A 25079-nucleotide genomic window follows, 5' to 3' on the forward strand; every position below is an offset into this window, starting at 1 on the left:
GGCTTGGCCCCCCCGGGCCAGCGGTTCGGCCTCGTCCCGCGTCACGACAGTGATGCTATCCTGTTCGCCGGCCGCTGGGAAGTCGAAGCCGGGCGTTCAGCCGATGGCGCCCACGGCCCGGCCCGCCGCCTCGAACGTGGCGAGGACGGTGTCGATCTGCGCGTCGCGATGCTCGGCGCACAGCGAGCAGCGCAGCAGGAACGTGCCCGCCGGCGTCGCGGGCGGACGCGCCATGTTGACGTAGACGCCCGCCTCCAGCAGCCCCTGCCACATCGCGACCGCCTGGTTCTGGTCGTCGAGGATCACCGCGACGATCGCGCTGTCCGGATTGTCGGTGCCGAGGCGGAAGCCCATCGCCTTCAGCCCGCCGTGCAGGCGGCGCGCGTTGGACCACAGCTGCGCGCGCTTGGCATGCGCGGTCATCAGCTTGCGGATCGACGCTTCCGCGGTCGCCACCACCGACGGCGGCAGGCTGGCGGTGAAGATGTACGGGCGGCAGGCGAGGCGGATCGCTTCGAACTTGGGATGGTTCGACACGCAGAAACCGCCGACGGTACCGACCGATTTCGAAAAAGTGCCGACGACGAAATCGACGTCGCCCTCGAGCCCCTGGTCCTCGTAGACGCCGCGGCCGTTGGGGCCGAAGAAGCCCATCGAATGCGCTTCGTCGCTCAGCACCATCGCATTGTGCTTCTTGGCGACCGCCACCATTTCTTTGAGTGGCGCGATGTCGCCGAGCATCGAATAGACGCCCTCGAGCACGACGAGCTTGCCCGCCTCCTTGGGCAAGCGACCGAGACGCTTGTCGAGATCAGCGACGTCGTTGTGGCGGAAGCGGACGATCTCCGCACTACCCTGCTTGCAGCCGTCGTAGATCGACGCGTGGCTGTCGGCGTCGAGGATGACGTAGTCGCCCTTGCCCGCCAGCGTCGAGATCATGCCGAGATTGGCCATGTACCCGGTCGAGAAGACGATCGCGCCCGACACGTCGTAGAAGTCGCGCAGCGCCTGTTCGACCGCCATATGATCGCGGAAGGTGCCGTTGAGCATGCGGCTGCCGTTGGTGCCCGATCCGAACTGATCGAGCGCGGCGTGGCCGGCGGCGAGGACGTCGGGGTCGAACGTCATGCCCATGTAATTGTAGGTGCCGAGCAGAATCGTGTCGCGACCGGCGATTACCGCCTCGGTCGGCGACTTCACCTCGTCCATCACGATCGCGAACGGATCGGTGACGCCGGTGTCGATCAGCGCCTGGCGCTCGGCGATCAGGCCGTCGAACTTGCTCATCAAATCCCGGTCGCCATCGGCGACAGGCAGCGCCGGCGCCTCCGGCTGCAGGCCCGTTTCGGTCATGCCTGATCGGCCTTCAGCTTGGCGACCGCATCGGCGAGCTGGCCGATATTCTCGATCTCCGCCTGCATGTTCATCGTGATGATGATGTCGAATTCGTCCTCGATCGCAGCGACGAAATCCATCACGGTCAGGCTGTCCCATTCCAGATCGCCCTGAAAGGTGGTGGCCTCGGTCAGCGCGACGCCCTTCTTGTTGAAGGGTTCGATCTGCGCCTTGATCGTGTCGAGAATCTGAGTGCGGTCGGTCATGATGCGGCTTCCGTTGACAGGCAATTGCGGCAGGGTTGCGGCGCTATAGCAGGCGATGGGCGCGATACCACCGGGCCGTGTCCGCAAGCCCCTGCGCGGTGGGAATAGCGGGCGTCCACACGGCGGCGGGCGGGCGGCGGGCCGGATCGGCGGTCCAGTCGTCGTGGCACAGATAGCCGACGCGGTCCGCGGTCAGCTTTGCGCCCGCGCGACGAAACCGCCGGTCGAGCACGGCGCCGAGCCGCAGCGCGGCGGCGGGCAGGTGGATCGGCAACACACGCCGCCCGACCGCCCGGCCGATCTGCCGTGCGAGGTCGGCATGGGTCAGCACGTTGCCGTCGTCCGCCTCCAGCACGGCGCGCGGCCCGTCGGTCCCGGCCAGCGCGAGCAGCAGGCGGGCAAGATCGTCGACCGCGATCAGTGAGACCCGGCCTGGCGGCGGCAGCAGCGCGAGGCCGAACCGCGCGAGGCGGAACATGTCGCGCATCTCCATGTCGCCCGGGCCATAGACGCCGGTCGGCCGCACGATCGTCCAGGCAAGGGGGGACGCCGCCACCAGCGCCTCGCTCTCGCGCTTCGACCAGCCGTAGTTGGACAATTGCGGCTCGCGGGCGGAAAGCGACGAGACGTGAACGAAACGTGTGACGCCGGCGCCTTGCGCTGCGGCGAGGATATTGGCGGTGCCCTCAATGTTGCCCGCGATAAAGCCCGCGCGGTCGGGCGCGTTGACAACGCCCGCGACGTGGACCACCGCGTCGCTGCCCGCCACCAGCGCGGCGAGCGTGTCGAGTCGGTCGAGCGCCCCCTCGACCCAGATCACGCCGGCGCGCGGCGGTTGCTGGCGGCGGGTGAGCGCGCGGACGTGGTGGCCGGCTTCGGTCGCACGGGCAAGGAGGGCGGCGCCGACGAAGCCGGTCGCGCCGGTGATGGCGAGGGTAGTCACGCGCCGCACCCCGCTATGCGGCCACCCCCGCGTAAGCGGGTCGCGAGCTCCTCTGGTGGCAGCGCCAGAAGCGCGAAGCCGGCCGGCCCGTGTCCCCGCCAGTCCGGGGATGACGTCACGGGCACGGGGCAGCGGCTCCTCACAACAGCGCCAGATGGTTGCGGTGGACGAGCGCCGCGCGCGGCGCATAGCCGAGGATTTCGGCCTGCTCCTCTGTCCGGCGACCGAGCAACCGTGCCGCCTCGTCCGCATCATATTCGGCGAGCCCGCGGGCGAGGCGCCCCGAAGGGCCTTCGATCGTCACCAGGTCTCCGCGCGCAAAATGACCCTCGACGCGCGTCGCGCCTGCGGCGAGCAGGCTGCCGCCACGCGTCAACGCCGCCGCCGCGCCGGCATCGACATGGATCGCGCCCTGCGCGGTCAGGCCGCCCGCGAGCCACGCCTTGCGTGCCGGCGCGGTGCGCTCGGCGACGAACAGCGTATGGCGCACTTCGCCGTCGAGCGGATGGTCGACGCGGCCCGATGCGATGGCCAGCGCGGCGCCGGCGGCGGTAGCGATCCGCGCGGCCGCCACCTTCGACACCATGCCGCCCGATCCCATGCCGGACGCGGAGCCGCCGTCCGCCATGCCAGCGACCGCGTCGATCCGCTCCACCCGCGCGATATGGCGCGCGGACGGATGCGTGTGCGGGTTGGCGTCGTACAGGCCGTCGACGTCGGACAGCAGCACGACGCCGCTTGCCCCCGCCGCCTGTGCGATGCGCGCGGCGAGCCGGTCGTTGTCGCCGAAACGGATTTCCTCGGTCGCGACGCTGTCATTCTCGTTGATGACCGGCACGACGCCGAGGCCGAGCAGCCGGCCGAGTGTCGCGGCGGCGTTGAGATACCGGCGGCGATCCTCGAGATCGCCGAGCGTCACCAGCATCTGCGCGGCGGCAAGACCATGCGCGCCGAGCAGTTCGGCCCAGGTCTGGCTGAGCACGATCTGTCCGGTCGCGGCGGCGGCCTGCGCATCCTCGAGGCTGGCGCGTCCACCCTTCGGCAGCGCGAGCCGCCGCGCGCCGAGCGCGATCGCGCCGGAGGACACGACCGCCACCTGCTGCCCCGCCGCTACGCGCGCGGCGATGTCGGCGACCAGCGTCATCAGCCAGTCGCGCAGCACCGCGCCGTCGGCAGAAACGAGCAGTGCGGAACCGACCTTCACGACGAGACGCGGGCAGGAGGCAGCAGGAAAGAGCATCGCGACGCTGCGTTAGCGCGCGTGGGGCGTTCCTGTCACGCGCGCTGACATGGCGCGCGGGCGATGCCTATTGCAGGGCGGTGGACACCGCCGTGTCGGGTGGGATGACGAAGCCGCGCGCGTCGCAATATTCGGATGCCTCCGTAATCAGCGCGATGAGCAGGGTTTCTTCCAGCATCGTCGCGAGCGACAATGCCTGGTCGAGGTGGAGGCGCACAAGGCGGCGGGCGTCGATTTCGGTCACGGTGGATACTCGGCTTATGCCTTCAAGGCATGACTTGCCCATATCTTCGACCTACGATCGCATCCGATTCGGATCAACCTGGTGTCGAGGCCCGGACCGATACCGTACCGATGCGCGTCAGACTGGCGACCATTCCACCGTATCTTCCTCGCCGTCGTCGGTGACGGGGGCGTCGGCCGCGGGGCCGATCGCGTCGAGCAGGCGATCCAGCACCCAGTCGACGCCCGTCCCCGCCGCGCCCGACAGGGGGATCACCTCCGCGCCGCTCGCCTCGGCGAGTTCGCGGCTCAGCGCATCGATCAATTCGTCGTCGAGCGTGTCGATCTTGTTGAGCGCGACGACGTGCGGCTTGTCGACGAGGCCCGCGCCATAGGCTTCCAGCTCCTCGCGCACGATGCGATAGCTTTCGGTGACGTCGGCGTCATTGGCGTCGACCAGATGCAGCAGCACGCGGCATCGTTCGATATGCCCCAGGAACCGGTCGCCGATGCCTGCCCCGTCCGCTGCGCCTTCGATCAGGCCGGGGATGTCGGCGACGACGAACTCGCGCTGGCGATGGCGCACGACGCCGAGCTGCGGGCGCGTCGTCGTGAAGGCGTATGCGCCGACCTTCGCCTGCGCATTGGTGACCGCATTGATGAAGGTCGACTTGCCCGCGTTGGGCAGGCCGACGAGCCCGGCATCGGCGAGCAGCTTCAGCCGCAGCCACACCCATGCCTCCTGATAGGGCCAGCCGGTGCCGTGCTGGCGCGGCGCCCGGTTCGTCGAGGTCTTGTAGCTGGCATTGCCACGCCCGCCGTCGCCGCCACGCAGGAACACCTCGCGCTGGCCAACGCGGGTGAAGTCGATCAGCACCTCTTCCTTATCCTCCGACAGGACCTGCGTGCCGACGGGCACCTTGATGACGAGGTCGTCACCGCCACCGCCGGTGCGGTTGCTGCCCGATCCGCCATGGCCGCGGGGCGCGCGGAAATGCTGCGTGTAGCGGAAGTCGATCAGCGTGTTGAGGCCGGCGACCGCTTCGAACACGATGTCGCCGCCTTTGCCGCCGTTGCCGCCGTCGGGGCCGCCATATTCGATGAACTTCTCGCGCCGGAAGCTGACGGCGCCGGGACCGCCCGCGCCGGAGCGGACGAAAATCTTGGCCTGGTCGAGGAAATGCATGACGCCTCTTTAGCGTCATGGCCGCGAACGGCCACCCCCGGCGGCGCGATGCGAGGAATCAGCCGGTCGCGGCTGCGCAATCCTGCCGGTCGGCGATCAGCATCGCGACCGCAAGTTCGCGCGCGCGGCCGCGCGGCAGGCCCAGCGCGCGCGCCATCGCCGCGCCGAGTAATGCGTCGCCCAGCGCCATCAGCACGAGCTGCAGCGTTTCTTCCTGGATCGACCGCGCCGACGGGGGGGCGCCGACGGCGAGCTCGTCGACCAGCGCGTGGATCGCGGACAGGATCGGATCGAGCGCATCGCGATTGCCCGACAGGATCATCCACCCGGCCAGCGCCCCGCCGCCGCCCGAATCGAAGGCGTCGAAGATCAGGCCGACGATGTGCGCCGGATCGGGATCGCCGCCACGGTTGCGCAGCACCGCGTCGCGGATCGTGCCCGTGACGCGCCCCGCCATGCGCGCGATCAGCGCGCGCTGGAGGCCCGCCGCCGATCCAAAATGATGGAGCAGATTGGCGTGCGTGCGCCCGATCGCGGCGGCGACGGCCTTCAGCGTCAGCGCCTGCGGCCCTTCTTCGACCAGCAGCCGTCGCGCCGCCTCCAGCGCCAGATCGCGCGATTCGTCGGGGGACAGGCGTTTGCGGGCGGTCACTCCATGCCGGGTAGCGGGGGCGGCGGGGACGGTAAAGCTCTCCGCCGCCCTCAGGCGCGCACGCGTGTCGGCCGCGTCATGCCGCGATCGGCATGGGATGGTGCGCATCGTCCGACAGATCGAGGGCGTATTCGATCGACGCGGCATCGCTGGCCCGGGCGCCCGAACGCTTGACGAGCGTCCGCCCGGTCGGCTGGAAGCCGAGCTTGCGCAACACGCGCCCGGATGCCGGATTGTCGACGAAATGCCACGCCGACAGCCGCGTGAGCGGCAGCGCGTCGCGCGCCATCGCGACTACCGCGCGTCCCGCCTCGGTCGCATAACCGCGGCCCCAGGCGTCCGGGGTCAGCCAGTATCCGAGTTCGGGACCGGTTTCGTAAGGCGTGATGCCGATCCCGCCGACGAGCAGGGGCGTGGCATCGCGGTCGTGCGCGAAGATCAGGAACCGCGGTTCGCTGGCGGTGCAGGGACGGGCGAGGAAGGTCGCGGCATCGGCTTCGCCATAGGGGAAGGGAACGTGGGTCAGCATACGGGCGACGGGTTCGTGGGCGATCGCCCGCGCCAGGGCGGGGGCATCCTCCGGCCAGCCGGGCCGCAGCGTCAATCTGGGTGTTCTGGCGAACATGGTCCGTCGCTCTCCTCGTGCGCGCCGCTGCCACGCGTCTGTGACGCGGGCGCGACAGGGGGTTGAGGGAGCACGAAAAAAGGGAGCCGGGGTGACCCGCCTCCCTTGTCTGGTTGGCACCGCCTGGACGGTGCGACCGGGTCACCCTGGTGGGCAACCCGGTTGGTCGCCCGATGTTATTCAGCCGCCTCGGCCATAATCTCGACCGAGCAGAATTTACGGCCGAGCTTGCCGTCGTGGAACGACACGCGGCCGTCGACGAGCGCGAACAGCGTATGGTCCTTGCCCATGCCGACGTTGCGGCCCGGGTAGAACTTCGTGCCGCGCTGACGCACGAGGATGTTGCCGGCGATCGCTTCCTGACCGCCGAACTTCTTCACGCCGAGGCGACGACCGGCCGAATCGCGACCGTTGCGCGACGAACCGCCTGCTTTCTTATGTGCCATGCTGCTTTACTCCTGTTCGCGCGTACGGGCTCAGCCGACCGAGACGATCTTAAGGATCGTATGGTTCTGGCGATGGCCGTTGCGGCGGCGATAATTGTGACGGCGGCGCTTCTTGAAGACGATGACCTTCTCGCCCTTCGCCTGTGCGACGATCTCGGCGGCGACGGTCAGACCCTCGACGCTCTTCAGCTCGGAGCCTTCGCCCGCGAGCAGGACATCACCCAGCGTGATCGATGCGCCGGCTTCGCCGTCCAGCTTCTCGACGACGATCTTGTCTCCGGCGGCGACGCGATACTGCTTGCCGCCCGTGCGCACGACTGCGAACATGGCTCTTATCACTTCCCAAGAAATATGTGCCCGCGCAGAGCCAGGGCCCGGCGGGATGAAGCGCGGCAGCTAGGCAAGAACGACGTCGCTGTCAACCGGCAACCACGATTTTGCCGGGCGTGCCGCCGCGACGAGGCGCTTTAGTGGCGATGTTCGCGGCGCAGCGCGTATCGCCCGTCGGCGTAATCGGTGAACAGGCCCGAGATCGCGGGGTGATCGACCGGCTCGTCGCTGTCGTCGGGCACCAGATTCTGCTGGCTGACATAGGCGACATAGCTCGATTCGATATTCTCGGCGAGCAGGTGGTAAAAGGGTTGGTCCTTGCGCGGCCGCACGCTTTCCGGAATCGCCTCGTACCATTCCTCGGTGTTGGCGAAGACGGGGTCGACATCGAAGATGACGCCGCGAAAGTCGAACAGGCGATGGCGTACGACGTCGCCGATCGAAAAACGCGCATGCGCGACCGGCGGCGCGACGATCTGGTCGGCGGGGGCGGGCATGATGGTGTCGTGACGCGGCATGGCTGACAATTTAATGACGTTTGCGCAGTGCACAAGCGCACGAGGACGCTTGCCAGCCCCAATCGAAGCCGTTAGAGGCGCGCCCTCGACCGGCCCCGCTGGAGCATTCGCTCCCGGATCGTCCTCGCGGAGAGGTGGCAGAGTGGTCGAATGCACCGCACTCGAAATGCGGCGTGCCGGCAACGGTACCGAGGGTTCGAATCCCTCCCTCTCCGCCATTCATGCGTCTAACGGGTGCCGTCAGTCTAACGCGAACCGCTCTCCACGCGATGCACTTCGCCCTCTGACTCCCGCGGCTCAGCTTGCCAGCGCGACGGAGCGTCGTTCGCGGTAGGTCTTTCGGTCGGTGAGGTGGCGTTTCAGGCTGAAGTGGTTGTGGATGTTGGCGTGGACCGAGGCGAACTTCTGCAGGCTCTTCATCTGCCGGAACCGCAGCATCGCCCGCTCCCGTCGTTGGAACGGCAGGTGGCCGTTCTCCGCCCGGTTATGGGCACAGCGACGAACCTCCTGTTTCTTCCGGCAGCCAAGTTCGTCCATCGCCGCAACGTAGCTGCGCACGCCATCGGTGGCGATCGCCTCGGGTGAGCCATGGCGCTTTAGCGCCTTGCGCATGAAGATCAGTGCCACCGGCTCATCGCGGCTATGGTGACGTAACTCTCCAGCACCTCGTCTTCGTGATCAACGGCTCGCCACAGGTAGACCATATCGCCGTTGAGCTTCACGTACATCTCATCGAGATGCCAGCGCCAGTGTCGAAACCCCCGCATGCGGCTGACCCGCTGGCGACGAATGTCGCCTGCAAACAGCGGGCCGAACCTGCTCCATCACAGCCGCACCGTCTCGTGGCATACGTCGATGCCGCGCTCGAACAGCAAATCCTCAACATTGCGCAGGGATAGCGGAAAGCGCACGTACATCAGCACCACCAGCCAGATCACTTAAGGCGAGGAGTTGAAGCGGCGGAACGGACTTGGCGGCAGCGCTCTCGATTTGCGGCTCATCACCGATCGGTATCAGCCGCCTGCCACGTTGATTTGACACCGCCCTCTAGGCGCTGTCTGCATTTGGAGGATTCCATTTGAGCGGTTGTTCTGATTCAAGGTTGGGGAAGCAGCCTGACCTTGAGCAGACGCACGCTGACGGACGAGCAATGGGAGCGGATCGAGGGTCATCTCCCCGGGCGTGTGGGGACGCGGGGCCGTAGCGGCGTCGACAACCGGCTGTTCGTGGACGCCATATTGTGGATGGCCGGAAATGCGGCGCGCTGGCGCGACTTACCGGAGGTGTTCGGCAAGTGGAGCGGGGTGCATGCGCGGTTCCGCCGCTGGTCGCATGCAGGCGTTTGGGAGCGACTGTTCCATGCCATGGCCGACACACCGGACTTCGAGTACGTCCTGATCGACAGCACGATTTCGAAGGTCCACGCCGATGCGACCGGTGCAAAGGGGGGGGCTGAAGCTGCCGCGATCGGTCGCTCCCGTGGCGGCCTGACGACCAAGCTGCATGCGGCCGTCGACGCGATCGGCCTGCCGATCCGCATCCATCCCACACCTGGCCAGCATGGTGACAGCCCGCACGCCAAAGCTCTCCTGACCGGCCTTCGAGGCATCGGCCACGTCATCGCCGATGCCGCCTACGACGCCGATCCGCTACGCGCCTTCATCGCCGACGACCTCAAGGCCACTGCGCAGATCAAGACCAACCCAAGCCGCACCACCAAGCCGTCGATCGACTGGCGCCTCTACAAGGAACGCCATCAGGTCGAAGGCTTCTTCAACAAGCTCAAGCGGTTCCGCCGCATCGCCTTGCGCTGCGAGAAGACACTCCCCGCCTTCATGGGCTTCGTCCACCTCGCCTGCACCATGATCTGGCTACGCTACATGATCTGGCTACGCTAAATGCAGACAGCACCTAAAGCGCTGGGCATGCCGTTCGCCTTGGCAGAGGAATGGCCTAACCGGCCTTCGTCGCCCAGGTCCACACAGTGATCACCGTATTGCGGCCGCCACCTTCGTCGCGGAGGGATCGATGGCGCGCGCGGGCGCGCCACGCCCGAACCGCGTGAGCAGGCGGTAGCGATGGATGGACGCCGGCACGATGTCGTTGAGGAGCAGCGCGGCGCGCGCTGGCGCCAACGCCGGGTCGCGAATGACCGCGTGCAGCGCCTCCCGCAACGCGGCGACGACCGCGGGTGGTGTGTTGCGGGCGGTGACGAAGGGCAGGTTGGGGGCGCGAGGTGTTCTTGCCAGGTCGCGCAGGCCGTGCAGCGCCGCCGGATCGTCGCGGGCGATCACCGCCGCGGTGACCGCATCGATCGCGGCGATATCCGCGCGGCCGCTGGCGACCGCATCGATGCTGGCGCGGTGCGATCCGGTGACGATCGTCGTGCCGAAGAAGCCGTCGGGTGGAGCGACTTGCGCCACGGCGGCGCGCAGTAGGTTCGCGCCGGTGTTGGAAAGCGGGGCGTTGATCGCCACCCGACGGCTGGCGAGCGCCGCCAAGCTGGTAGCCGGATCGTCGGCGCGCACGAGGATACGACTGTAATGGCGGTCCGGCGGGCAGTCCGGCAGCGCATAATGCGGCATGGCGATCACGCGCAGCGCGAGCTCCGGATCGGCGACAAGCGGATAGCCGCAGCATTGGGCGAACAGCAGGTCGGGGTCGCGCCAGATCGCCTCGACCGGCCGGTCGCGGTCGAGGGTGTCGGGTGCGGCGATGCCGAGTCCGCGCAGATGCCGGACGATCGCGGACCACAGCGCGTTGTTGGCGGCGCGCTGGCCCGGATGGTCGTACATGCCGAGCGAGGCGACGGGTGTGCTCATCGCCGGTCGGGGTGCACCAGGGCGTCATGCGGCGTCAGCGCGAAGCGGCGGACGATCTCGCCATAGCTGCGATGGGCGCGCCCCGCTTGCGCGGACAGGCGCGCATGGTGGCGGCGCTGGTGGGCGGGCAGGCGATACCAGGCGAGATCCGGGCGATCGTGATGCGCGGTGTGCAGATGGTTGTTGAGATAGAGCAGGCCGAGTGGCCCGGCGCGCTCGACGGTCGCGGCGCGGCTGGGGCCAGGCAGGTCGGCGCGATGCTCGGCGAAGGAGCGCAGCAGCGTCAGCGACAGGCCGGGATACACCACCAGCAGGAGATAGCGCAGCGTGCCGAACCCCGTCCACTCGAGCCACGCGACGATCGGCACGACGAGCGCGAGGTGCGGCAGCCAGTCGCGGACGGCGCTGTCGGGCCGGCGGAGCAGTCGGCGCACCTCGTCGGCGACCAGCGCGAGCACGGCGAGGACCGGTCCGATCAGCAGTCGGCCGAGCAGCGTCGCCTGCACCCGCGCTGCGACATGGCGTGCCCCGTGGCCCGATGCGACATAGCGCGATTCCGGGTCATCGAGCGGATCAGTGATATGCGGGCTGCCGTGATGCGCGACGTGGCTGTCGCGATAGAGACCGTAGGGCAACCAGAGCGACAGCGGCACGGCGCCGATTGCCGCATTCACCGCGCGCCAGCGGGTCGGATGGCCATGGATCGTCTCGTGCTGGAGAGAGCCGTGCCAGGCGACGAGCCAGCCGCCCGCGACGACGATCACCGGTGTCGGCAGCGCCGCATGCCACCAGGTCAGCGCCAGCCAGCCGCCGTAGATCAGCATGGCGACGGCCACGGTCGGCCATTCGATCGTGATGCTGCCGTTGCGGGGCGCCGTATCTCCAAGCGTACAGGTCATCGAAGACCTCCTTCGCCGGAGATAATCCATCAACCGAATAGGAATTAAACGCTAGCAAACATCGCCTATGCGATAGCTGATCTTGTCACTGGCCCACGATGATGCCGATGCGTTCAGCCAGCCGCCAATGTCCCGTCTGCATCCTCCGTCTCGCGCTCGGTGAGAATGGTCGTGACCGCGACGTCGGCGGTGACGTTGGCCGCCGTCGCGAACATGTCGGGGATGGTATCGACTGCGAGGAACAGCGGCAGCAGTTCGATCGGGACGCCGACGGCCAGCGCCACGGGGGCGTAGGCGGCAAAGAAGCTGATCTGGTTCGGCAGCCCGGCGATCACGAGATTGTTGAGCACGGCGAGCAGCGCGACGAGGCCGAGCTGGCCGATGCCAAGCTCGATACTGTTGAGACGCGCCAGCGCGAGCGTCGCGAGGCCGATCGCGGTGGGTGCGCTGATTCGGAACAGCGCGACGGCTAGCGGCAGCACCGTGCCCACCGGCCGCGCGGGCAGGCCGAGCGTCCGCGTCGCCTCCAGCATGGCAGGCAGCGAGGCGAGCGAGGATTGCGTGCTGAACGCGACCGATTGCGCGGGCAGCACAGCGCGCAGGAACGCCGACAGCCGCGTGCGCGCGGCGACCGCGACGAGCAGCACGAACGCCGCGAGCAGGACGACACCGCCGACGACACGCGCGACGACATACCAGAGCAGCAGCGCCCCGACCGCGAAGCCGCTGCGTGCGGCGACGTCGAACGCCAGCGCGAAGACGCCGATCGGCGCGACGAGCAGGACCCAGCCGATGATGACGAGCAGCGCGTCGGCAATGCCCTGGCAGGCGTCGGCGATGGCGGCGGCGCGCGACCGGTCGATGTGGCGCAGCGCGATGGCGAAGACCAACGCGAACAGCACGACGGGCACGATCGCGCCCTGCGCTGCCGAGGCGATCGGATTGACCGGCACCAGCGCGCGCAACGTCTCGCCGAGCGGCGGCAGGTCGGGCAGCTTCGTGCCGGTCGCGCGCACCGCGTCGAGGCCGGTCACCTGCCACCCGCGGAACATGGCCGATCCGAGTGCGACGCCGAACACGGCCGAGGCGGAGAGGAACAGAACGAACGCGCCGATCGCGCGGCGCGCCACGCGGCTCGATCCGCCCGAGCCAGATCCACTGCCCAGGCCGGTCACCACCAGCGCGAAGACGAGCGGGATGATCGGCATCCGCAAGGCGTCGAGCCACACCCCGCCGATCGTCTGCAGGGTCGGCAGCGCGACGCTGTTCGGCCCCGCCAGATACCCTAGGGTCAGACCGGCGATCAGACCCGCCAATATGCGTCCAACGGCAGGAATCTTCATGCTGCGACGATGTTCGTCACGGCGGTCGTGCCCATCACCTGTGCGGCGAAGCGTTCCATCTCCTCCGCCTGTGGGCTCATCTGCAAGAGCAGCAGGTCGAGGCCCGCCGCCTCATACTCGGCGATCCGTTCCTTCAGTTGCTCGGGCGTGCCGACCAGATTGGGGCGCAACCCCCGGTTGGACACCGAATATTCCTGGAGCTTGAGTTCGCGCTCCAGTTGCGTGCCCGACAGCCATTGGTCGAAATTGGCATATCCCGCGGGCAGATCGGTGACCGTGGTAATGCGTTCGAGCTCGCGCTTCGCCTCCGCCTCGCTGTCGCGGACGATGGCATAGGCCGCCATGCCGTAGTGCATCGGCGGACCGCCGGCGGCGCGGCGGCGGCCGGCCATATCGACGATCTTCGGCGCGATCGCCGCGACGGGATCGCCGTGCATGACATAGGCGTCGCATTGTGTGGCGATCATCGTCTTGGCCGCCTCGCTCTCGCCACCGGCATAGATGGTGGGGCGTTTGACGGGCTTGGGGGCGCAGATCGCCGCGTCGGTCGTGTAGAATTGCCCGGCGAAGCTGAAACGCTCCTGCGTCCACAGGCCATCGACGACGCTGAGCCATTCGGCGGTGCGGGCGTAGCGATCGTCGTGCTGGTCGAATTGCAGACCGTATTGGCGGGCCTCGTCGGCCCACCAGCTCGACACGACGTTGAGCGACAGGCGGCCGCCGGCGATCCGGTCGATGTTCGCCGCCGCCTTGGCGAACAATGCGGGATGGTGGAAATTGGGGCGCACCGCGACCATCAGCTCCAGCCGCTCGGTCACCGCAGCGAGCGCGGCGGCGGTCGACCAGGCGTCGAGCGCGGGCTGGTCGATGCCTTTGATGTCGTTGAGGTTCAACTCGGCGATCAGCGTCAGGTCGTAACCCCAGCGCTCGGCATCCTGCGTCAGCGCCTTGGCATAGGCCCAGCTCGCATCCATGCCTTCGTCGGGGACGTTGCGCAGCCAGCCGCCGAACACCGGCATCCAGAACCCGTAGCGCATCAGCGTGCCTCCCCGATCCAGCCGACGATCCGGTCGACCAGCCGGTCGTGCGGGTCCCAGCCCAGCACGTCGAGCGGCCTGGCGACGAAGTTCGACAGCGCGTTGACGTCGTAGAAGCGGGGCGTGCCGTCGCGATCGTCGATCATCACCTCGACCCCGCCGAGATCGAGCGCGGCGGCGCGGGCGATGCGCTCCGCCGCGTCACGCAGGTGCGCGGGCGGCTCGGTCGCGGTCATGGTGATCGCGCTGCCGGGAACCTGGCAGGCGTCCGCCGGGCACAGGTCGAACGCCCCGGCGCCGGCGACGTCGATCGCGTAGAGATAGGCGCGGTCGAGCGTCTCGATCCGCGTGATCGTGCCGCCTCGCGCGGGGACATAGTCCTGCACCAGCAGCACGCCGTCGATGCTGGTCGGCATCGTGCCGTCCGCGACCGCGGCGCTGAGGGCGGCCATGTCGTCGAAGCGTACGATACCGGCGCCGGCGCCGCCGATATTGGCCTTCACCACCAGCGGAAAGCCGATCGCCGCCGCCGCGGCGGGGACATCGGCGGCGCGATGGACGACGCGGGTCGCGGGAATGGCGAGACCGAGCGAGGCGATCAGCGCTAGCTGGCGCGCCTTCGACGTGTCAATCGCGAGCGCCGCGGTGCCGTTCAGCACCCGCGCGCCGGACATCTCCCAGCGCGCAAGCAGCGACTGCGCCCAGAAGATCGGATGCTCCGCCTCGCGCAGGAACGCCGACATCGCCAGCCGGCTGAGGATCACTGGCGCGGGCGGCTGCGCCTCGGCAGGGTCGAAGGCCGTGCGCGGGGTCAGCGTATCATAGGCGACACCGCGCCGGTCCAGCGCGGCGAACAGCGGCGTAAACCATTGCGGATGTTCGTAGAGAATGGCGAGATCGGCGGTCATGGCGATATGCCATGCCGGACCTCGGGCGGGATGCAAACCGGCGTGGGCTTGGGCGGCCCCAAGAAAGGCTTTGCACGCATGTTATCGAAGCAGCGCCAGAGTAGGCTTGCTCAGGAAAGGTGGGGAGTCCCCTTAAGGTGAGAGCGGCGGTTCCCGAAGGAATTTGAGGACGAAGCGTTGCGGTTGTTGGCGACCGGCGGTCGTACGCAGCGGGAGGTGGCTATTGCAGCCAGCGCATGACGCGGGTTGCCGGATGATGGCTTCGCCATCGGGTCTTGTCGCGCGGAACGACCGATGCGCGAGAATGGCGTGCGCCGGCGGCAGAAGCGGCGGTTCAAGCGGACCACCGATAGCGAATATGGCGGGCCGATTGCGCCGAACATCATCGACCAGGACTTGACCGCAACGGCGCTCAGCCCGAAGTAGGGCGTCGACATCTACTGCGCCTGGACGGGAGACTGTCAATCCATGCGATCTACCGACCTATCTGTTTTCTGATCGTGCGGGCGAGGGAAGCAATTCCTCGAGCGTTCCGTTCGGTGCGGCGCGTTCCAGCAGTGAGCCGAGGAGGTCGACCGACTCCTCCATCGCGGCCGGATTGTCGATGAACTCGCGCCCCAGCGACATGCCCCGCATAGCCCAGACCACCAGCCGAATGGCCGAGTTGTCGGCGACATTCGTGCCAAGGCGCTCGCGGAAAGCCTTGGCGGCAAGCTCCTCGATCGCTGTCTGCACCGGCTTGATGAGCGCGGCGAGGTCGGGATCGCTGCGCGAGGCGACGAAGATCTCGAGCACCGCGACCCCCGAAGGCCGTGACAGCACCTCCCACGAGATACGGGGCCAGTCCGAGACACGCGATCCGATCTGCCTCTCGCTTTGGAGCTCGCGATAGGCGATCACCTCGGCATCGAAGACCCAGCGCACCACGTCCGCGATGAAGGCGGCGCGCGAGGCGAAATGGTGGGTGATCGCGCCGCGGCTGACCCCGGCTTCGTCGGCGATCACGGCGTTGCTGGCGCGGGTATAACCCAGTCGGCTGATCGCCCGGACCGCCGCCTCGAACAGCGCTGCGCGCGTGTCCGCCGTGCGCTGCTCCTGCGTCCGCCGCTGAATCTTTGTCCCGCTCATCCTCGCTCCCTCGACATGTGCCGAGCTTGAGCGCGTCCGGACGCGCGAGACAAGGTCCTATCCATCAGAAGCGCCACTCGAACGCCCCGCCGATGCGGCGAAAGGCGTTGTCGGGCAGCGTCTGTACGTACTGACCCGCCGAGAAATTGCCCGGATAGATTGCCGCCGCATAGCGCTTGTCGAACAGGTTGCGCACGAAGACGCTAAAGCGGGCATGATCGCCGATGTCGCCGATCCCGACCGTCGCGTTGACCAGCGAATAGCCCGGCTGGATCGTGTTGGGATCGTTGATCGCGTAATAGAAGCGGCTGCGATAGCGCCAGTCGGCGGTGACGAAGACCTTCAGGTCGTCGCCGATCGGCTGGTCGATATTGGCGGCAAGGCTGGTCGTCCATTTCGATGCGCCGACCAGCGGCGTGCCCGCGGCGTTGAAGCTCGGCCCGGCGAGCGTGCACCCCTGCGCCGCGGTCTGTCCGGTGAAGCAGGCGACGTTGTAATTGCCGTATTTGGCGTCGAGGTAGGTGACGCCGCCGTTGAAGCTGATACCGCGCGCAGGGCGGACGATCGCCTCCGCCTCGACGCCGCGCGTCTTCAGTTCGCTCGCATTGCCGGTGCGGAACGAGCCCAGACCGCCGTTCAGCGTGGGGTCGAATACCTGCGCCTGGAAATCGCGGAAGTTGTTGATGAAGCCCGCGACGTTCAGGCTGAGCTTGCGGTCGAGCAGGTCGAACTTGCCGCCGATCTCATAGGCGTCGACCGTCTCGGGATCGACGTTGAACGCGACACCGGCGGCAGAACTGATCGCCGGCCCCTTGTAGCCGCGCGTATAGGTGGCGTAGAGGTTCGCAGTCGGCGTCACGGCATATTCGATCCCCGCCCGCCCGGAAAAGCCATCGGCGTTCCGGCCCGCGACGATCGGCGCGGCGAGCGCCCCGATGCAGCGCTGGCCGCCGCTCAGCAGGAAGGTGACGAGGTTGCACACGCCCGGCACCGCGGTGACGGTGGTCGTCGATGCGATCTCATCGCGCGTGTAGCGACCGCCGGCGATCAGACGCAGCTGCGACGTCAGGTTGAAGGTCAGCTGCGCGAAGCCGGCATAGCTTTTCGTCGTATAGTTGAAGTTCGATTGTCCGTTGACCGGCGACAGGCGCACCGGGAAACTCGCGGGGAAGACGCCGAACGTGCCGTCCTGCAAGATCTGCGCGTCGATATGCTGACGGAAGAAATAGAGGCCTGCGGTATAGTCGATCGCGCCGTGGTCCGAGTTCGCGACGCGCAGCTCTTCGGACAGCTGATACGATTGCGAATTGGCGATGTTGGTGTCGAAGAACGCCACCGGCGTCTGGTCGACGTCGTTGTTCGCGCGGGCCTTCAGGTTGCGATAGGCGGTGACCGACGTGATCGCCACCGGACCCGCGTCGTAATTGACCGCAAGCTGGGCGCCGAAGCTCTTTTCGTCGCGCACGACGTCGGTGCTGCCGATCGCGGTCTTGTTGTTCGTCGGGGAGGCGACGACGCCGAGTGCCGTATTCTGGACGAAGACAAAATTGGCGGGTGCGAAGGGACGGAAGGCCGCGGGGATCGGCGTCGGATCGTTGCCGCCGAACTTGCGGATCGTCGAATAGGCTTCGATCCCGCTATTGTTCTGGTTGTCGACGATCGCATACAGGCTGAGCCGATCGGTCGGCTTCCATAGCAATTTGCCCGTGCCGAACCAGCGCCGCACCGGATCGAGCCGGCCGGGGCCGACAAGCTGCGTCGAGGGCTTCTGATACTGATAGCCACCGACGACGCGCAGCGCCGCGGTATCGCCGATCGGCACGTTCACCACCGCCTGCGACTGGACCTGGTCGCGGCTACCGGCCTGCACCCGGCCGCTGCTGCTCCACGTGCCGAGTTCTGGCCGGGCGGTGGTGATCGAGATAAGGCCCGCGGTGGTGTTCTTGCCGAACAGCAGCCCCTGCGGCCCGCGCAGCACCTCGACGCGCTCGACATCCGCCAGCGAATTGAGGGGCACGTAGCGCGGCAGCGTAATGTTGACGTCGTCGACGGCGATGCCGACCGCGGATTCGATGCCATAATCGAACGGTTGGTGCCGACGCCGCGGATCGCGATTGGCACGCCGGTGGCGTGAAGTCGGCGGTGCGCGACCGCGCTGTGCGGACGCAGCGACTGGCCGTGCGCGGTGATCGCGATCGCACGTCGCGCAGGTCCGTGCGCCGCTGCGCGGTGACGACGATGTCGCCGTCGTCGTCGTAGCATTGCCTGCGGTGTCGCGGCTTCGACCGGGAGGGCGCTTGAGGGAGGCGCCGTCTGTGCCTGCGCGTTGCCGGCCATGCCAGCACGCTCGTCCGCATCAGCCATCCAATGCGCACGTCGTTTCCTCACCGGCGCGGCCATGCCGCTTGACGCAAGCATCGTCTGCTGAACATCTGTCAGCGTGTATGTAAGTTGCGCATTTTCTGGAGGACGGGATCGACATTGGGCACCGACGCGCAGTGCGTGCGCATTCGCTGTGCACGGCCAGGTGCCAGCACGCATGCGTCACCGATCAGCGGCGCATGACGCATGTACGCGAGCGTGCGATCCGCGAAGCGGCGCGTGCATGCCGCGACGGCCGGCGCGGATCCATGCATGCGCCGCGTGGCGCGCATATCCGGATGCGGCATCGGCGTGTCGACATGCGCGCGTCGAACGCGATGCGTGCGCGCATTGCCTCGGCGACGGCATGGTCGACCTGGAACACCGACCTGATCGCCGCGCGGCGCGATGATCGCGGTGAGCACGGGCCAGGCTCATGTCGCTGCGTGCATCCCGTGCGCGATCCACGCAACGGCGCACGTTCGAGTATGGCGAGGATCCGTGCATCCGGGCTGCTCGCGGCGCGGCGGTCGACGGCGTCCAGTCGCAGCACGTGCTATCGACGGTCAAGCATTTCGCGCTTAACGCGCAGGAACGGCCGCATGCGGTCGACGGCCGGATCGCCGACGATGCTTTCGCATGAGCGATGCCGCTCGGATCGCGATCGACGCGGCGCCCGGCGCGTGATGGCGCTCAACGCGTCACGCCGCCGGCCTGCGCAGGCTCGAATCGGGTGTGGCGGGACGGCGCTCCGCGGCTTCGTGATGTCGGACGGGGTGCGGTCGGCGCTCTCGACACGGCGCTCGCCGGGCTCGACCAGCAATCGGCGCGCAGATCGACAAGCAGGTATCTTCGGTCGCCGCTGGCCGAGGCGGCGGCCCGCGATGCCGCTATGCCGCGCGGTCGCCGTATCGACAGGCGCGTCCTGCGTCGCTTACGCGGTCGGCGGATGCGCACGCCGCCGGTCGCCGATCGACTGTCGCGACGCGCCGTCGCCCGCGCGATCGACGGCGAGCGTATTGCGCTCTGCGCAACGCGGCGCGCTGCTGCCGCTGCGGATGTCGCGACGATCGTTGTGATCGGCGGCTCATGCGACGCGATCGCCGGCGGTCGCTGTCGGCGGGCGCGCAGATCGACAAGCAGGTACCGTACGCCGCTGGCCGAGGCGGCGGCCGCGATGCCGCCTATGCCGCGCGGGTCACCGATATGAACAGGCGCGTCCTGCGATCGCTCTACGCGGTCGGACTGGATGCGCACCCGCCGGTGAAGGCGCCGATCGACTTGTCGCGAACGCGGCCGTCGCCCGCGCGATCGAGGACGAGGGTATTGTGCTGCTGCGCAACCGCGGCGCGCTGCTGCCGCTGTCGAAGGATGTCGCGTCGATCGTTGTGATCGGCGCTATGCCGATGCCGGGGTGCTGTCGGGGGCGGATCGACGCAGGTCCAGCCGGCGGGTGGGCCGACGTGTCGCTGCCGATGGGGGTGAGGGGCCCCTCGCCAATACAACAACCAGACGATCGCGCGACGTTGGCACCCGGCGAGGTACGCATCGATGGCCGCTATCCGGCCGAGGCGGCGGCCGCCGCCCGCCGCGCCGACGTCGCGATCGTCTTCGCGACGCAGTGGATGACAGAGGGCGCGGACGTCCCCGACCTGTCGCTGCCCGGGGGTCAGGATGCGACGATCGCCGCGGTCGCCGCAGCCAATCCCAAGACGATCGTCGTGCTAGAGACCGGCGGCCCCGTGCTGATGCCCTGGCTCGACAAGACCGGCGCGGTGCTGGAGGCGTGGTATGGCGGCGCGAAAGGGGGTGATGCGATTGCGGCGACGCTGTTCGGCGACGTGAACCCGTCGGGTCGGTTGCCGGTGACATTCCCCGCCTCGGCCGACCAGCTGCCGCGCCCGGCGCTGCCCTATGCCGGGATGGTCGACCGCGATTTCGCCGCCGGGCTGGCCGCGGGCAAGAGCTATCCGATCGATTACGACATCGAAGGCGCGGACGTCGGCTATCGCTGGTTTGCGCGCAAGGGGGCGGTGCCGCTGTTCCCGTTCGGCTTCGGGCTCGGTTACACGACGTTCGATCATGGCGCGGTGACGGTCACCGGCGGCGCCCGGCCAAGCGCGCGCGTGACGATCCGCAACACGGGGATGCGCGCAGGCAGCGAGGTGGCCCAGCTTTACCTCGTATCGACGCCGGCAGGGCGTACGCTGCGCCTCGCCGGATTTGCCAAGGTGGTCGTGCCAACCGCCGAAGCCGTGACCGCGACCATCCCGATCGAGCCGCGCCTGCTCGCCGACAGCAAGGGCGGCCGCTGGACCATGCCGGCGGGTGCCTATGGATTCGCGCTCGGCCGGTCTGCCACCGACCTGGGCCCGGTCGTCACCGTAACCCTCCCGGCGCGCCAGTGGCGCTGACCCTCATCGCAAAGGACCGTCCGATGCCGCGCATGCCCCTCCTCGTCGCCTTGATCGCGTTCGTCTTTCCCATGTCCGCCTCCGCACAGGGCATTCCCGTCGCGCCAATGGCGACGCCGGCGCAACCGGACGCGATCCCGCTCGCCACCGGCGGCGTGCCGGGCATGCCACCGGAAAGCTGGTTCACGCTCGCCGGCCGTCCCACCGTGCGCAACGTGTCGACAGCCACGCTGCTCCCCGTGCTACCCGCGAAGGACAAGGCGACGGGCGCCGCGGCCGTCATCGCGCCCGGCGGCGGCTTTGTCATGGAATCGATGGAGGCGGAGGCGATGAAGCCCGCGCGTTGGCTCGCGGATCACGGCATCGCCGCCTTCGTCCTCAAATACCGGCTCGATCCGACGCCAGCGCCGATGGAAGCGTTCAAGCAGGCGGCGCTGGCGCGCTTCGCCGCCGCGGCGATGGCGGGCGCCAAGGGCGGCGCCGACATTCCCGCGCCTGCGCCGGCGCTTGCCGATGCACAGGCGGCGATGCGGCTGGTCCGCACACAGGCCGCACGCTGGGGCATCGATCCCAAGCGCATCGCCTATGTCGGATTTTCGGCCGGTGCTATCATGGGCGTCGATCTGGTGAAGGCCGCCGTCCCCGGGACGACTCCGGACCTGTTCGCTGCCATCTATCCTTCCATGGCGCCGGTCATCGTGGCCCCGAACGCGCCGCCACTGTTCGTCGCGGTCGCGAGCGACGACGAGCTGTTCGGCAAGCAGGGTTACGGCTTGCCGGACAGCTGGCGCCGCGCCGGCCGCCCTGTCGAGCTGCACGTCTACGAACATGGCGGCCACGGCTTCGGCTTTGACGGCAAGCCCGGCACGACCAGCGTCGGCTGGAACCAGGCGCTGCTCGGCTGGCTGAGCGCGCACGGCTGGTTCGCGAAACAATAGAACGGTCCGAAGAGGCTGCCGAGAGGATACCCCTGACGAGGAGATGGGACGATGCGTTGGTCGCTGATAGGTGCGTTGAGTGCGATGCTGCTGGCCCAGCCGGTTACGGCGGCGACATACCAGCCGAACGGGCCGATCGAGCGACGCTACGCCGCGGATGGCCCATGGGCGACGACGACCATCGTGTCGAACGGCGCGTGCGACCGCGAGGGCAACGTCTGCGACATCTGGTATCCCTCGAACCTCGGGGCCAACCCGCTGAAACGGATGGCGGATGGCTTCCGGCACCCCGTGATCGTCTTTGCCAATGGCACTGCCGACACCGTGCCCGCCGACAAGAACGCCTATTTCCTGCGGCATCTGGCCAGTTGGGGGTTCATCGTCATCCGCTCGCGCGATGGCTCTACGGGGCAGGGTGACACGGTGGCCGATGCAGCGAAATACCTGCTCGGCCTTTCGCGCGATCCGCAAAGCGTCTTCTACGGCAAGGTCGATGCCGACAATATTGGACTTGCGGGCCATTCCCAAGGTGCCGCGACCGCGACGTTGCTATTTTCGCGTAACGACACGCTGTTCAAGACCTACGTGCCGATCGAGACGCCGCTGCGGGTAGTGTGCGTGGTGGCCAATTGCACGATCGACCTCGGCGCCCTGCCGCAGGTGACGCGGGGTTCGATCTTCTACGTCGGCGGCGATGCCGACGTCATCTCCAGCCTACCGACCAACCTTGGCTATTACACGCCCACATCGGACGCGGTGGACAAGGTGATGGGGATGATCGCGCTCGGCGGCCATACCGAGATCGAGGGCAGCCCCGACTGCGCGCCCGGCGGAATTCCGGGATCGTGCAATATCGGCGTCTACCCGTTGCTCGGCTATCCCACCGCATGGTTCATGTGGAAGCTGCAAGGCGCGGCCGACGGCCCGGCGGCATTCGGCGCTGACGGCGAACTGGCGCACGCATCCCCCGAATGGCTCGGCGTGCTCAGCAATGTCCGCCCGCGCTGACCGTCTTCGCTGGCGGTGGGCGCTGGCGGTGATCGGCGTCGCGGCGCTGATATCGGCGGTGGTCGTCCCGCGGCTGCCGTCGCCCACAACCGTGCCTGCCGCGTCGCCCACCGATCGTGTCAGGGTCGTATCGTCGCTGGCGCAAGCCCCCCGTTCCGTTCAGCGCGTCGATCCGCCGCCTGTCTCGTCCGCGTGGACAGGGCCCGAACGAGGCGCGATCTTGGCGGCGCTTCACCTGTCGACCCGGGCCCGGCTGGATGACGTGACGGGTACGGAGGTGCCCCGACAGGTCCTTTGCGGCCGGGTCCAAGTCTCATCGGATCAGCCCTTCCGACGCTTCGCCTATGTGAAGACCGCGAAGCTGGGTACGATCGATGATGGGGGAGCCGAGTTCGCACAGGCGTTCGCGCAATTATGCGGGCAATAAACGGGAAGTAGGTACGGAAGTTGCTGAAGTCCGGACCGGCACATCAATACCTTCCTGCCTGTCTACATGGTTCGCAGCCGCACCGGCAGCATGGCTGATCTCGCCGTTCGCGCGCGCATGACGTTAGGATTGAACGGCTCGACATCACGTACCCCGATCAAATCGCTGCCTTAAGCCGAGCTCAGTCTCGCGTTTCGGCGAAGAACTTGCGGTGGTTGTCCAAACGCCCGCAGAAATGCGCGACGCATATGGTCACGGTCACTGAAGCCGGTCTGGCGCGCCACCACGTCAATCGGGTGGCGACTTTGCTCCATGAGGCCGCGAGCGCTTTCGACCCGTAGATTCTCGATCGCCTTGGCCGGCGACTGGCCGGTCTCGGCGTGGAATGCGCGGCTAAACTGGCGCGGGCTGAGATGTGCCGCCTCGGCCAGGTCGGGCACGCTCAGCCGCTTGTGCAGGTTCTCGCGCGCATAGGCAAGCGCCGCCTGGATGCGGTCAGACTTGGGTGACAGCTCCAGCAGCGTCGAGAACTGCGACTGCCCGCCGCCGCGACGGTGATAAAGTACGAGCTTGCGCGCGACCGCCTTGGCCGGCTCCGGCCCAAGATCGCTCTCGATCAGCGCAAGCCCGAGATCAATGCCTGCGGTCATCCCCGCCGACGTCCAGACCGGGCCGTCGTTGATAAAGATCCGGTCTGCTTCAACCTTGGCAGCCGGATGGTCGAGCTGGAGTTCGCGCGCGTGAAGCCAGTGGGTCGTCGCGCGGCGACCGTCCAGCAGCCCGGCCTCGGCCAGCACGAAGGCTCCGGTGCATACCGCCGCCACCCGGCGATGGCGCTTGAACGCATCGCGCATGAACCCGATCACGCCGGGGGTGGACGGCGCCAAGACCGTCGCGCCGCCGACCACCAAAGTGTCGAACGGCTTCTGCGTAAACGCTTCGGTCTGGAGCATCGCCCCCGCCGAGGTCCGCACCGGGCCGCCCGTCTCTGAGATGAAGTGCAGGTCGTAGAAAGGACCGCCCTCCAGGTCGTTCACGACTTCGAAGCCCGCCACCATTGCCAGGGCCATCAACGAATAGCCGGGGTAGACGAGAAAGGCGATGTCACGCACGACAGGTGTCCCCGATGTCTTGAATCGTCGTGTATATGACATTTGAGCCGGATGCTGGCAAATCTATGTGTCTCTCCGCTGGCTCACACCAGAACCTCAGCACGGAGAACATTCATGAGCTTCCCATCAACCCGCGGCGTCGCTGTCATCACCGGTGCATCCGCCGGTATCGGGGCCATCTATGCCGATCGTCTGGCCCGGCGCGGCTACGACCTGGTCCTCGTCGCCCGCAACGCGGAACGGCTTGACGCGCTGGCGGCCAAGCTGCGCCACGAGACGGGCCGCGAGGTCAACACGCTCGTCGCAGACCTCAGTGACAAGGCAGGGATGGCCAAGGTCGAGGCGGTGCTTCGCGAGAACGCCGACATCACCATGCTGGTCAACAACGCCGGCGTCGGCTCGGTCGCGTCGATCCTGCAGGCGGATGTCGACACTATGACCGCGATGATCGACCTCAACGTCACCGCACTCACTCGACTATCCTACGCCGCCGCGCCGGCGTTCGTTGCGCGCGGCGCCGGCACGATCGTCAACATCTCTTCGGCCGTGGCGATCGCGGTCGAGGCGCTGAACGGCGTCTACAGCGCGTCCAAGGCCTATGTACTCGCCTTCGGCCATTCGCTGCAGAAGGACCTCGCCGATAAAGGCGTGCAGGTCCAGACGGTGCTGCCGGCGGCCACCGCTACCGAGTTCTGGGACGTCGCGGGCTACGCTCCGCAAAAGACGGCCGAGAGCACGATGAGTGCCGAAGACCTCGTCGACGCGGCACTTGCTGGGCTCGACAATGGCGAGATCGTGACCATCCCGGCGCTGCACGACAACGACGCGTGGACGCGTTGGGAGCAGGACCGTCGCCAGCTCGCCTCCAAGATCCGCAATCCCAGGCCAGCGCCGCGCTACGAGTTCAACTGATCAGGAG

General features: G+C 67.8%; 28 protein-coding genes, 1 tRNA gene and 1 pseudogene. 9 read left to right on the top strand and 21 right to left on the bottom strand.

The annotated features are described in order from the left end of the window. Nucleotides 1-96: 96 nt before the first annotated feature. From spt to hspQ, 11 genes are all read right to left on the bottom strand, one after another. Nucleotides 97-1353 carry a serine palmitoyltransferase gene (spt, locus tag DM480_RS10980; protein ID WP_115378990.1) on the bottom strand — a complete coding sequence of 419 codons (1257 nt, stop codon included), beginning with the start codon at nucleotides 1351-1353 and terminating at the stop codon, nucleotides 97-99. Then, nucleotides 1350-1601 (bottom strand): acyl carrier protein, encoded by a 252-nt coding sequence (locus DM480_RS10985; RefSeq protein ID WP_115381203.1) that lies wholly within the window; start codon nucleotides 1599-1601, stop codon nucleotides 1350-1352. The genes spt and DM480_RS10985 overlap by 4 nt, the downstream gene beginning before the upstream one ends. Nucleotides 1602-1644: 43 nt before the next feature. Beyond that, nucleotides 1645-2544 carry an NAD(P)H-binding protein gene (locus tag DM480_RS10990; protein WP_232833968.1) on the bottom strand — a complete coding sequence of 300 codons (900 nt, stop codon included), beginning with the start codon at nucleotides 2542-2544 and terminating at the stop codon, nucleotides 1645-1647. Between the two features lie 139 nt (nucleotides 2545-2683). Continuing rightward, nucleotides 2684-3784 carry a glutamate 5-kinase gene (gene proB / locus DM480_RS10995; protein WP_115378994.1) on the bottom strand — a complete coding sequence of 367 codons (1101 nt, stop codon included), beginning with the start codon at nucleotides 3782-3784 and terminating at the stop codon, nucleotides 2684-2686. 67 nt (nucleotides 3785-3851) lie between these two features. Then, nucleotides 3852-4028 carry a hypothetical protein gene (locus tag DM480_RS18095; protein ID WP_157968787.1) on the bottom strand — a complete coding sequence of 59 codons (177 nt, stop codon included), beginning with the start codon at nucleotides 4026-4028 and terminating at the stop codon, nucleotides 3852-3854. A 117-nt stretch (nucleotides 4029-4145) separates the two neighbouring features. Then, a complete protein-coding gene (gene obgE / locus DM480_RS11000) occupies nucleotides 4146-5192 on the bottom strand; it encodes a GTPase ObgE (RefSeq protein ID WP_115378996.1) in 1047 nt (348 codons plus the stop codon). Nucleotides 5193-5250: 58 nt separating this feature from the next. Beyond that, nucleotides 5251-5844, bottom strand: a complete 594-nt coding sequence (locus DM480_RS11005; RefSeq protein ID WP_232833969.1) for a helix-turn-helix domain-containing protein — start codon at nucleotides 5842-5844, stop codon at nucleotides 5251-5253. A 76-nt stretch (nucleotides 5845-5920) separates the two neighbouring features. Then, nucleotides 5921-6469, bottom strand: coding sequence for a GNAT family N-acetyltransferase (locus DM480_RS11010; RefSeq protein WP_198665803.1), 549 nt, complete (start codon nucleotides 6467-6469; stop codon nucleotides 5921-5923). 176 nt (nucleotides 6470-6645) lie between these two features. Beyond that, nucleotides 6646-6915 (bottom strand): 50S ribosomal protein L27, encoded by a 270-nt coding sequence (gene rpmA, locus DM480_RS11015; protein ID WP_115379001.1) that lies wholly within the window; start codon nucleotides 6913-6915, stop codon nucleotides 6646-6648. Nucleotides 6916-6945: 30 nt separating this feature from the next. Next, on the bottom strand, nucleotides 6946-7242 hold the full coding sequence (gene rplU, locus DM480_RS11020; protein ID WP_115379003.1) for a 50S ribosomal protein L21: 297 nt from the start codon (nucleotides 7240-7242) through the stop codon (nucleotides 6946-6948). Between the two features lie 140 nt (nucleotides 7243-7382). Continuing rightward, entirely contained in the window at nucleotides 7383-7763 is a 381-nt protein-coding gene (gene hspQ / locus DM480_RS11025; RefSeq protein ID WP_115379005.1) for a heat shock protein HspQ, read from the bottom strand. Between the two features lie 128 nt (nucleotides 7764-7891). On the opposite strand from hspQ, the gene DM480_RS11030 reads away from it, so the two are divergent. Beyond that, nucleotides 7892-7981 (top strand) — tRNA-Ser (locus DM480_RS11030). A 79-nt stretch (nucleotides 7982-8060) separates the two neighbouring features. On the opposite strand, the pseudogene DM480_RS18525 reads toward DM480_RS11030, so the two are convergent. Then, nucleotides 8061-8701, bottom strand: a pseudogene (locus tag DM480_RS18525) (IS6 family transposase). Nucleotides 8702-8884: 183 nt separating this feature from the next. Between DM480_RS18525 and DM480_RS11040 the strand changes: the two are divergent. Next, nucleotides 8885-9661, top strand: a complete 777-nt coding sequence (locus DM480_RS11040; protein WP_115379007.1) for an IS5 family transposase — start codon at nucleotides 8885-8887, stop codon at nucleotides 9659-9661. 90 nt (nucleotides 9662-9751) lie between these two features. Here DM480_RS11040 and DM480_RS11045 read toward each other — a convergent pair whose 3' ends face one another. From DM480_RS11045 to DM480_RS11065, 5 genes are all read right to left on the bottom strand, one after another. Then, nucleotides 9752-10585: a phosphate/phosphite/phosphonate ABC transporter substrate-binding protein gene (locus DM480_RS11045; protein WP_232833970.1), complete on the bottom strand. Its 834-nt coding sequence runs from the start codon at nucleotides 10583-10585 to the stop codon at nucleotides 9752-9754. Next, the gene (locus DM480_RS11050) at nucleotides 10582-11484 is read right to left on the bottom strand and encodes a fatty acid desaturase (RefSeq protein WP_115379009.1); all 903 of its coding nucleotides are present in this window, start codon (nucleotides 11482-11484) and stop codon (nucleotides 10582-10584) included. Before DM480_RS11050 ends, DM480_RS11045 begins: the two co-directional genes overlap by 4 nt. A 113-nt stretch (nucleotides 11485-11597) precedes the next feature. Then, on the bottom strand, nucleotides 11598-12827 hold the full coding sequence (locus DM480_RS11055; protein ID WP_115379011.1) for a dicarboxylate/amino acid:cation symporter: 1230 nt from the start codon (nucleotides 12825-12827) through the stop codon (nucleotides 11598-11600). Then, a complete protein-coding gene (locus tag DM480_RS11060) occupies nucleotides 12824-13864 on the bottom strand; it encodes an LLM class flavin-dependent oxidoreductase (protein WP_115379013.1) in 1041 nt (346 codons plus the stop codon). Before DM480_RS11060 ends, DM480_RS11055 begins: the two co-directional genes overlap by 4 nt. Next, nucleotides 13864-14772 (bottom strand): ATP-grasp domain-containing protein, encoded by a 909-nt coding sequence (locus DM480_RS11065; protein ID WP_115379015.1) that lies wholly within the window; start codon nucleotides 14770-14772, stop codon nucleotides 13864-13866. Before DM480_RS11065 ends, DM480_RS11060 begins: the two co-directional genes overlap by 1 nt. Before the next feature lie 294 nt (nucleotides 14773-15066). Between DM480_RS11065 and DM480_RS18530 the strand changes: the two genes are divergently transcribed. Then, nucleotides 15067-15198 carry a hypothetical protein gene (locus tag DM480_RS18530; protein WP_405053269.1) on the top strand — a complete coding sequence of 44 codons (132 nt, stop codon included), beginning with the start codon at nucleotides 15067-15069 and terminating at the stop codon, nucleotides 15196-15198. A gap of 57 nt (nucleotides 15199-15255) precedes the next feature. Here the strand turns inward: DM480_RS18530 and DM480_RS11070 are convergent, their stop codons facing one another. From DM480_RS11070 to DM480_RS18265, 3 genes are all read right to left on the bottom strand, one after another. Continuing rightward, a complete protein-coding gene (locus DM480_RS11070; protein WP_115379017.1) occupies nucleotides 15256-15900 on the bottom strand; it encodes a TetR/AcrR family transcriptional regulator in 645 nt (214 codons plus the stop codon). 64 nt (nucleotides 15901-15964) lie between these two features. Next, nucleotides 15965-17917, bottom strand: coding sequence for a TonB-dependent receptor (locus DM480_RS11075; RefSeq protein WP_157968788.1), 1953 nt, complete (start codon nucleotides 17915-17917; stop codon nucleotides 15965-15967). Nucleotides 17918-18335: 418 nt separating this feature from the next. Then, nucleotides 18336-18686 carry a hypothetical protein gene (locus DM480_RS18265; RefSeq protein ID WP_198665804.1) on the bottom strand — a complete coding sequence of 117 codons (351 nt, stop codon included), beginning with the start codon at nucleotides 18684-18686 and terminating at the stop codon, nucleotides 18336-18338. Nucleotides 18687-18697: 11 nt separating this feature from the next. On the opposite strand from DM480_RS18265, the gene DM480_RS18270 reads away from it, so the two are divergent. The 5 genes from DM480_RS18270 to DM480_RS11105 all read left to right on the top strand — a co-directional run bounded on the left by DM480_RS18270 (nucleotide 18698) and on the right by DM480_RS11105 (nucleotide 23048). Then, nucleotides 18698-18904, top strand: a complete 207-nt coding sequence (locus DM480_RS18270; protein ID WP_198665805.1) for a glycoside hydrolase family 3 N-terminal domain-containing protein — start codon at nucleotides 18698-18700, stop codon at nucleotides 18902-18904. Between the two features lie 685 nt (nucleotides 18905-19589). Next, a complete protein-coding gene (locus tag DM480_RS11090; protein WP_157968789.1) occupies nucleotides 19590-20675 on the top strand; it encodes a glycoside hydrolase family 3 C-terminal domain-containing protein in 1086 nt (361 codons plus the stop codon). A gap of 23 nt (nucleotides 20676-20698) precedes the next feature. Continuing rightward, nucleotides 20699-21613, top strand: coding sequence for an alpha/beta hydrolase (locus DM480_RS11095; protein WP_125471501.1), 915 nt, complete (start codon nucleotides 20699-20701; stop codon nucleotides 21611-21613). A gap of 51 nt (nucleotides 21614-21664) precedes the next feature. Continuing rightward, nucleotides 21665-22621, top strand: coding sequence for a hypothetical protein (locus tag DM480_RS11100; RefSeq protein ID WP_115379027.1), 957 nt, complete (start codon nucleotides 21665-21667; stop codon nucleotides 22619-22621). Nucleotides 22622-22649: 28 nt separating this feature from the next. Continuing rightward, nucleotides 22650-23048 (top strand): hypothetical protein, encoded by a 399-nt coding sequence (locus tag DM480_RS11105; protein ID WP_125471503.1) that lies wholly within the window; start codon nucleotides 22650-22652, stop codon nucleotides 23046-23048. Nucleotides 23049-23218: 170 nt separating this feature from the next. Here the strand turns inward: DM480_RS11105 and DM480_RS11110 are convergent, their stop codons facing one another. Continuing rightward, a complete protein-coding gene (locus tag DM480_RS11110) occupies nucleotides 23219-24160 on the bottom strand; it encodes a GlxA family transcriptional regulator (protein WP_115379031.1) in 942 nt (313 codons plus the stop codon). Between the two features lie 114 nt (nucleotides 24161-24274). Between DM480_RS11110 and DM480_RS11115 the strand changes: the two genes are divergently transcribed. Further along, nucleotides 24275-25072, top strand: a complete 798-nt coding sequence (locus tag DM480_RS11115; protein WP_115379033.1) for an SDR family NAD(P)-dependent oxidoreductase — start codon at nucleotides 24275-24277, stop codon at nucleotides 25070-25072. Nucleotides 25073-25079: the final 7 nt, after the last annotated feature.

It is taken from the genome of Sphingomonas sp. FARSPH (genome assembly GCF_003355005.1).
In the GTDB taxonomy this organism is placed as follows: Bacteria; Pseudomonadota; Alphaproteobacteria; order Sphingomonadales; family Sphingomonadaceae; genus Sphingomonas.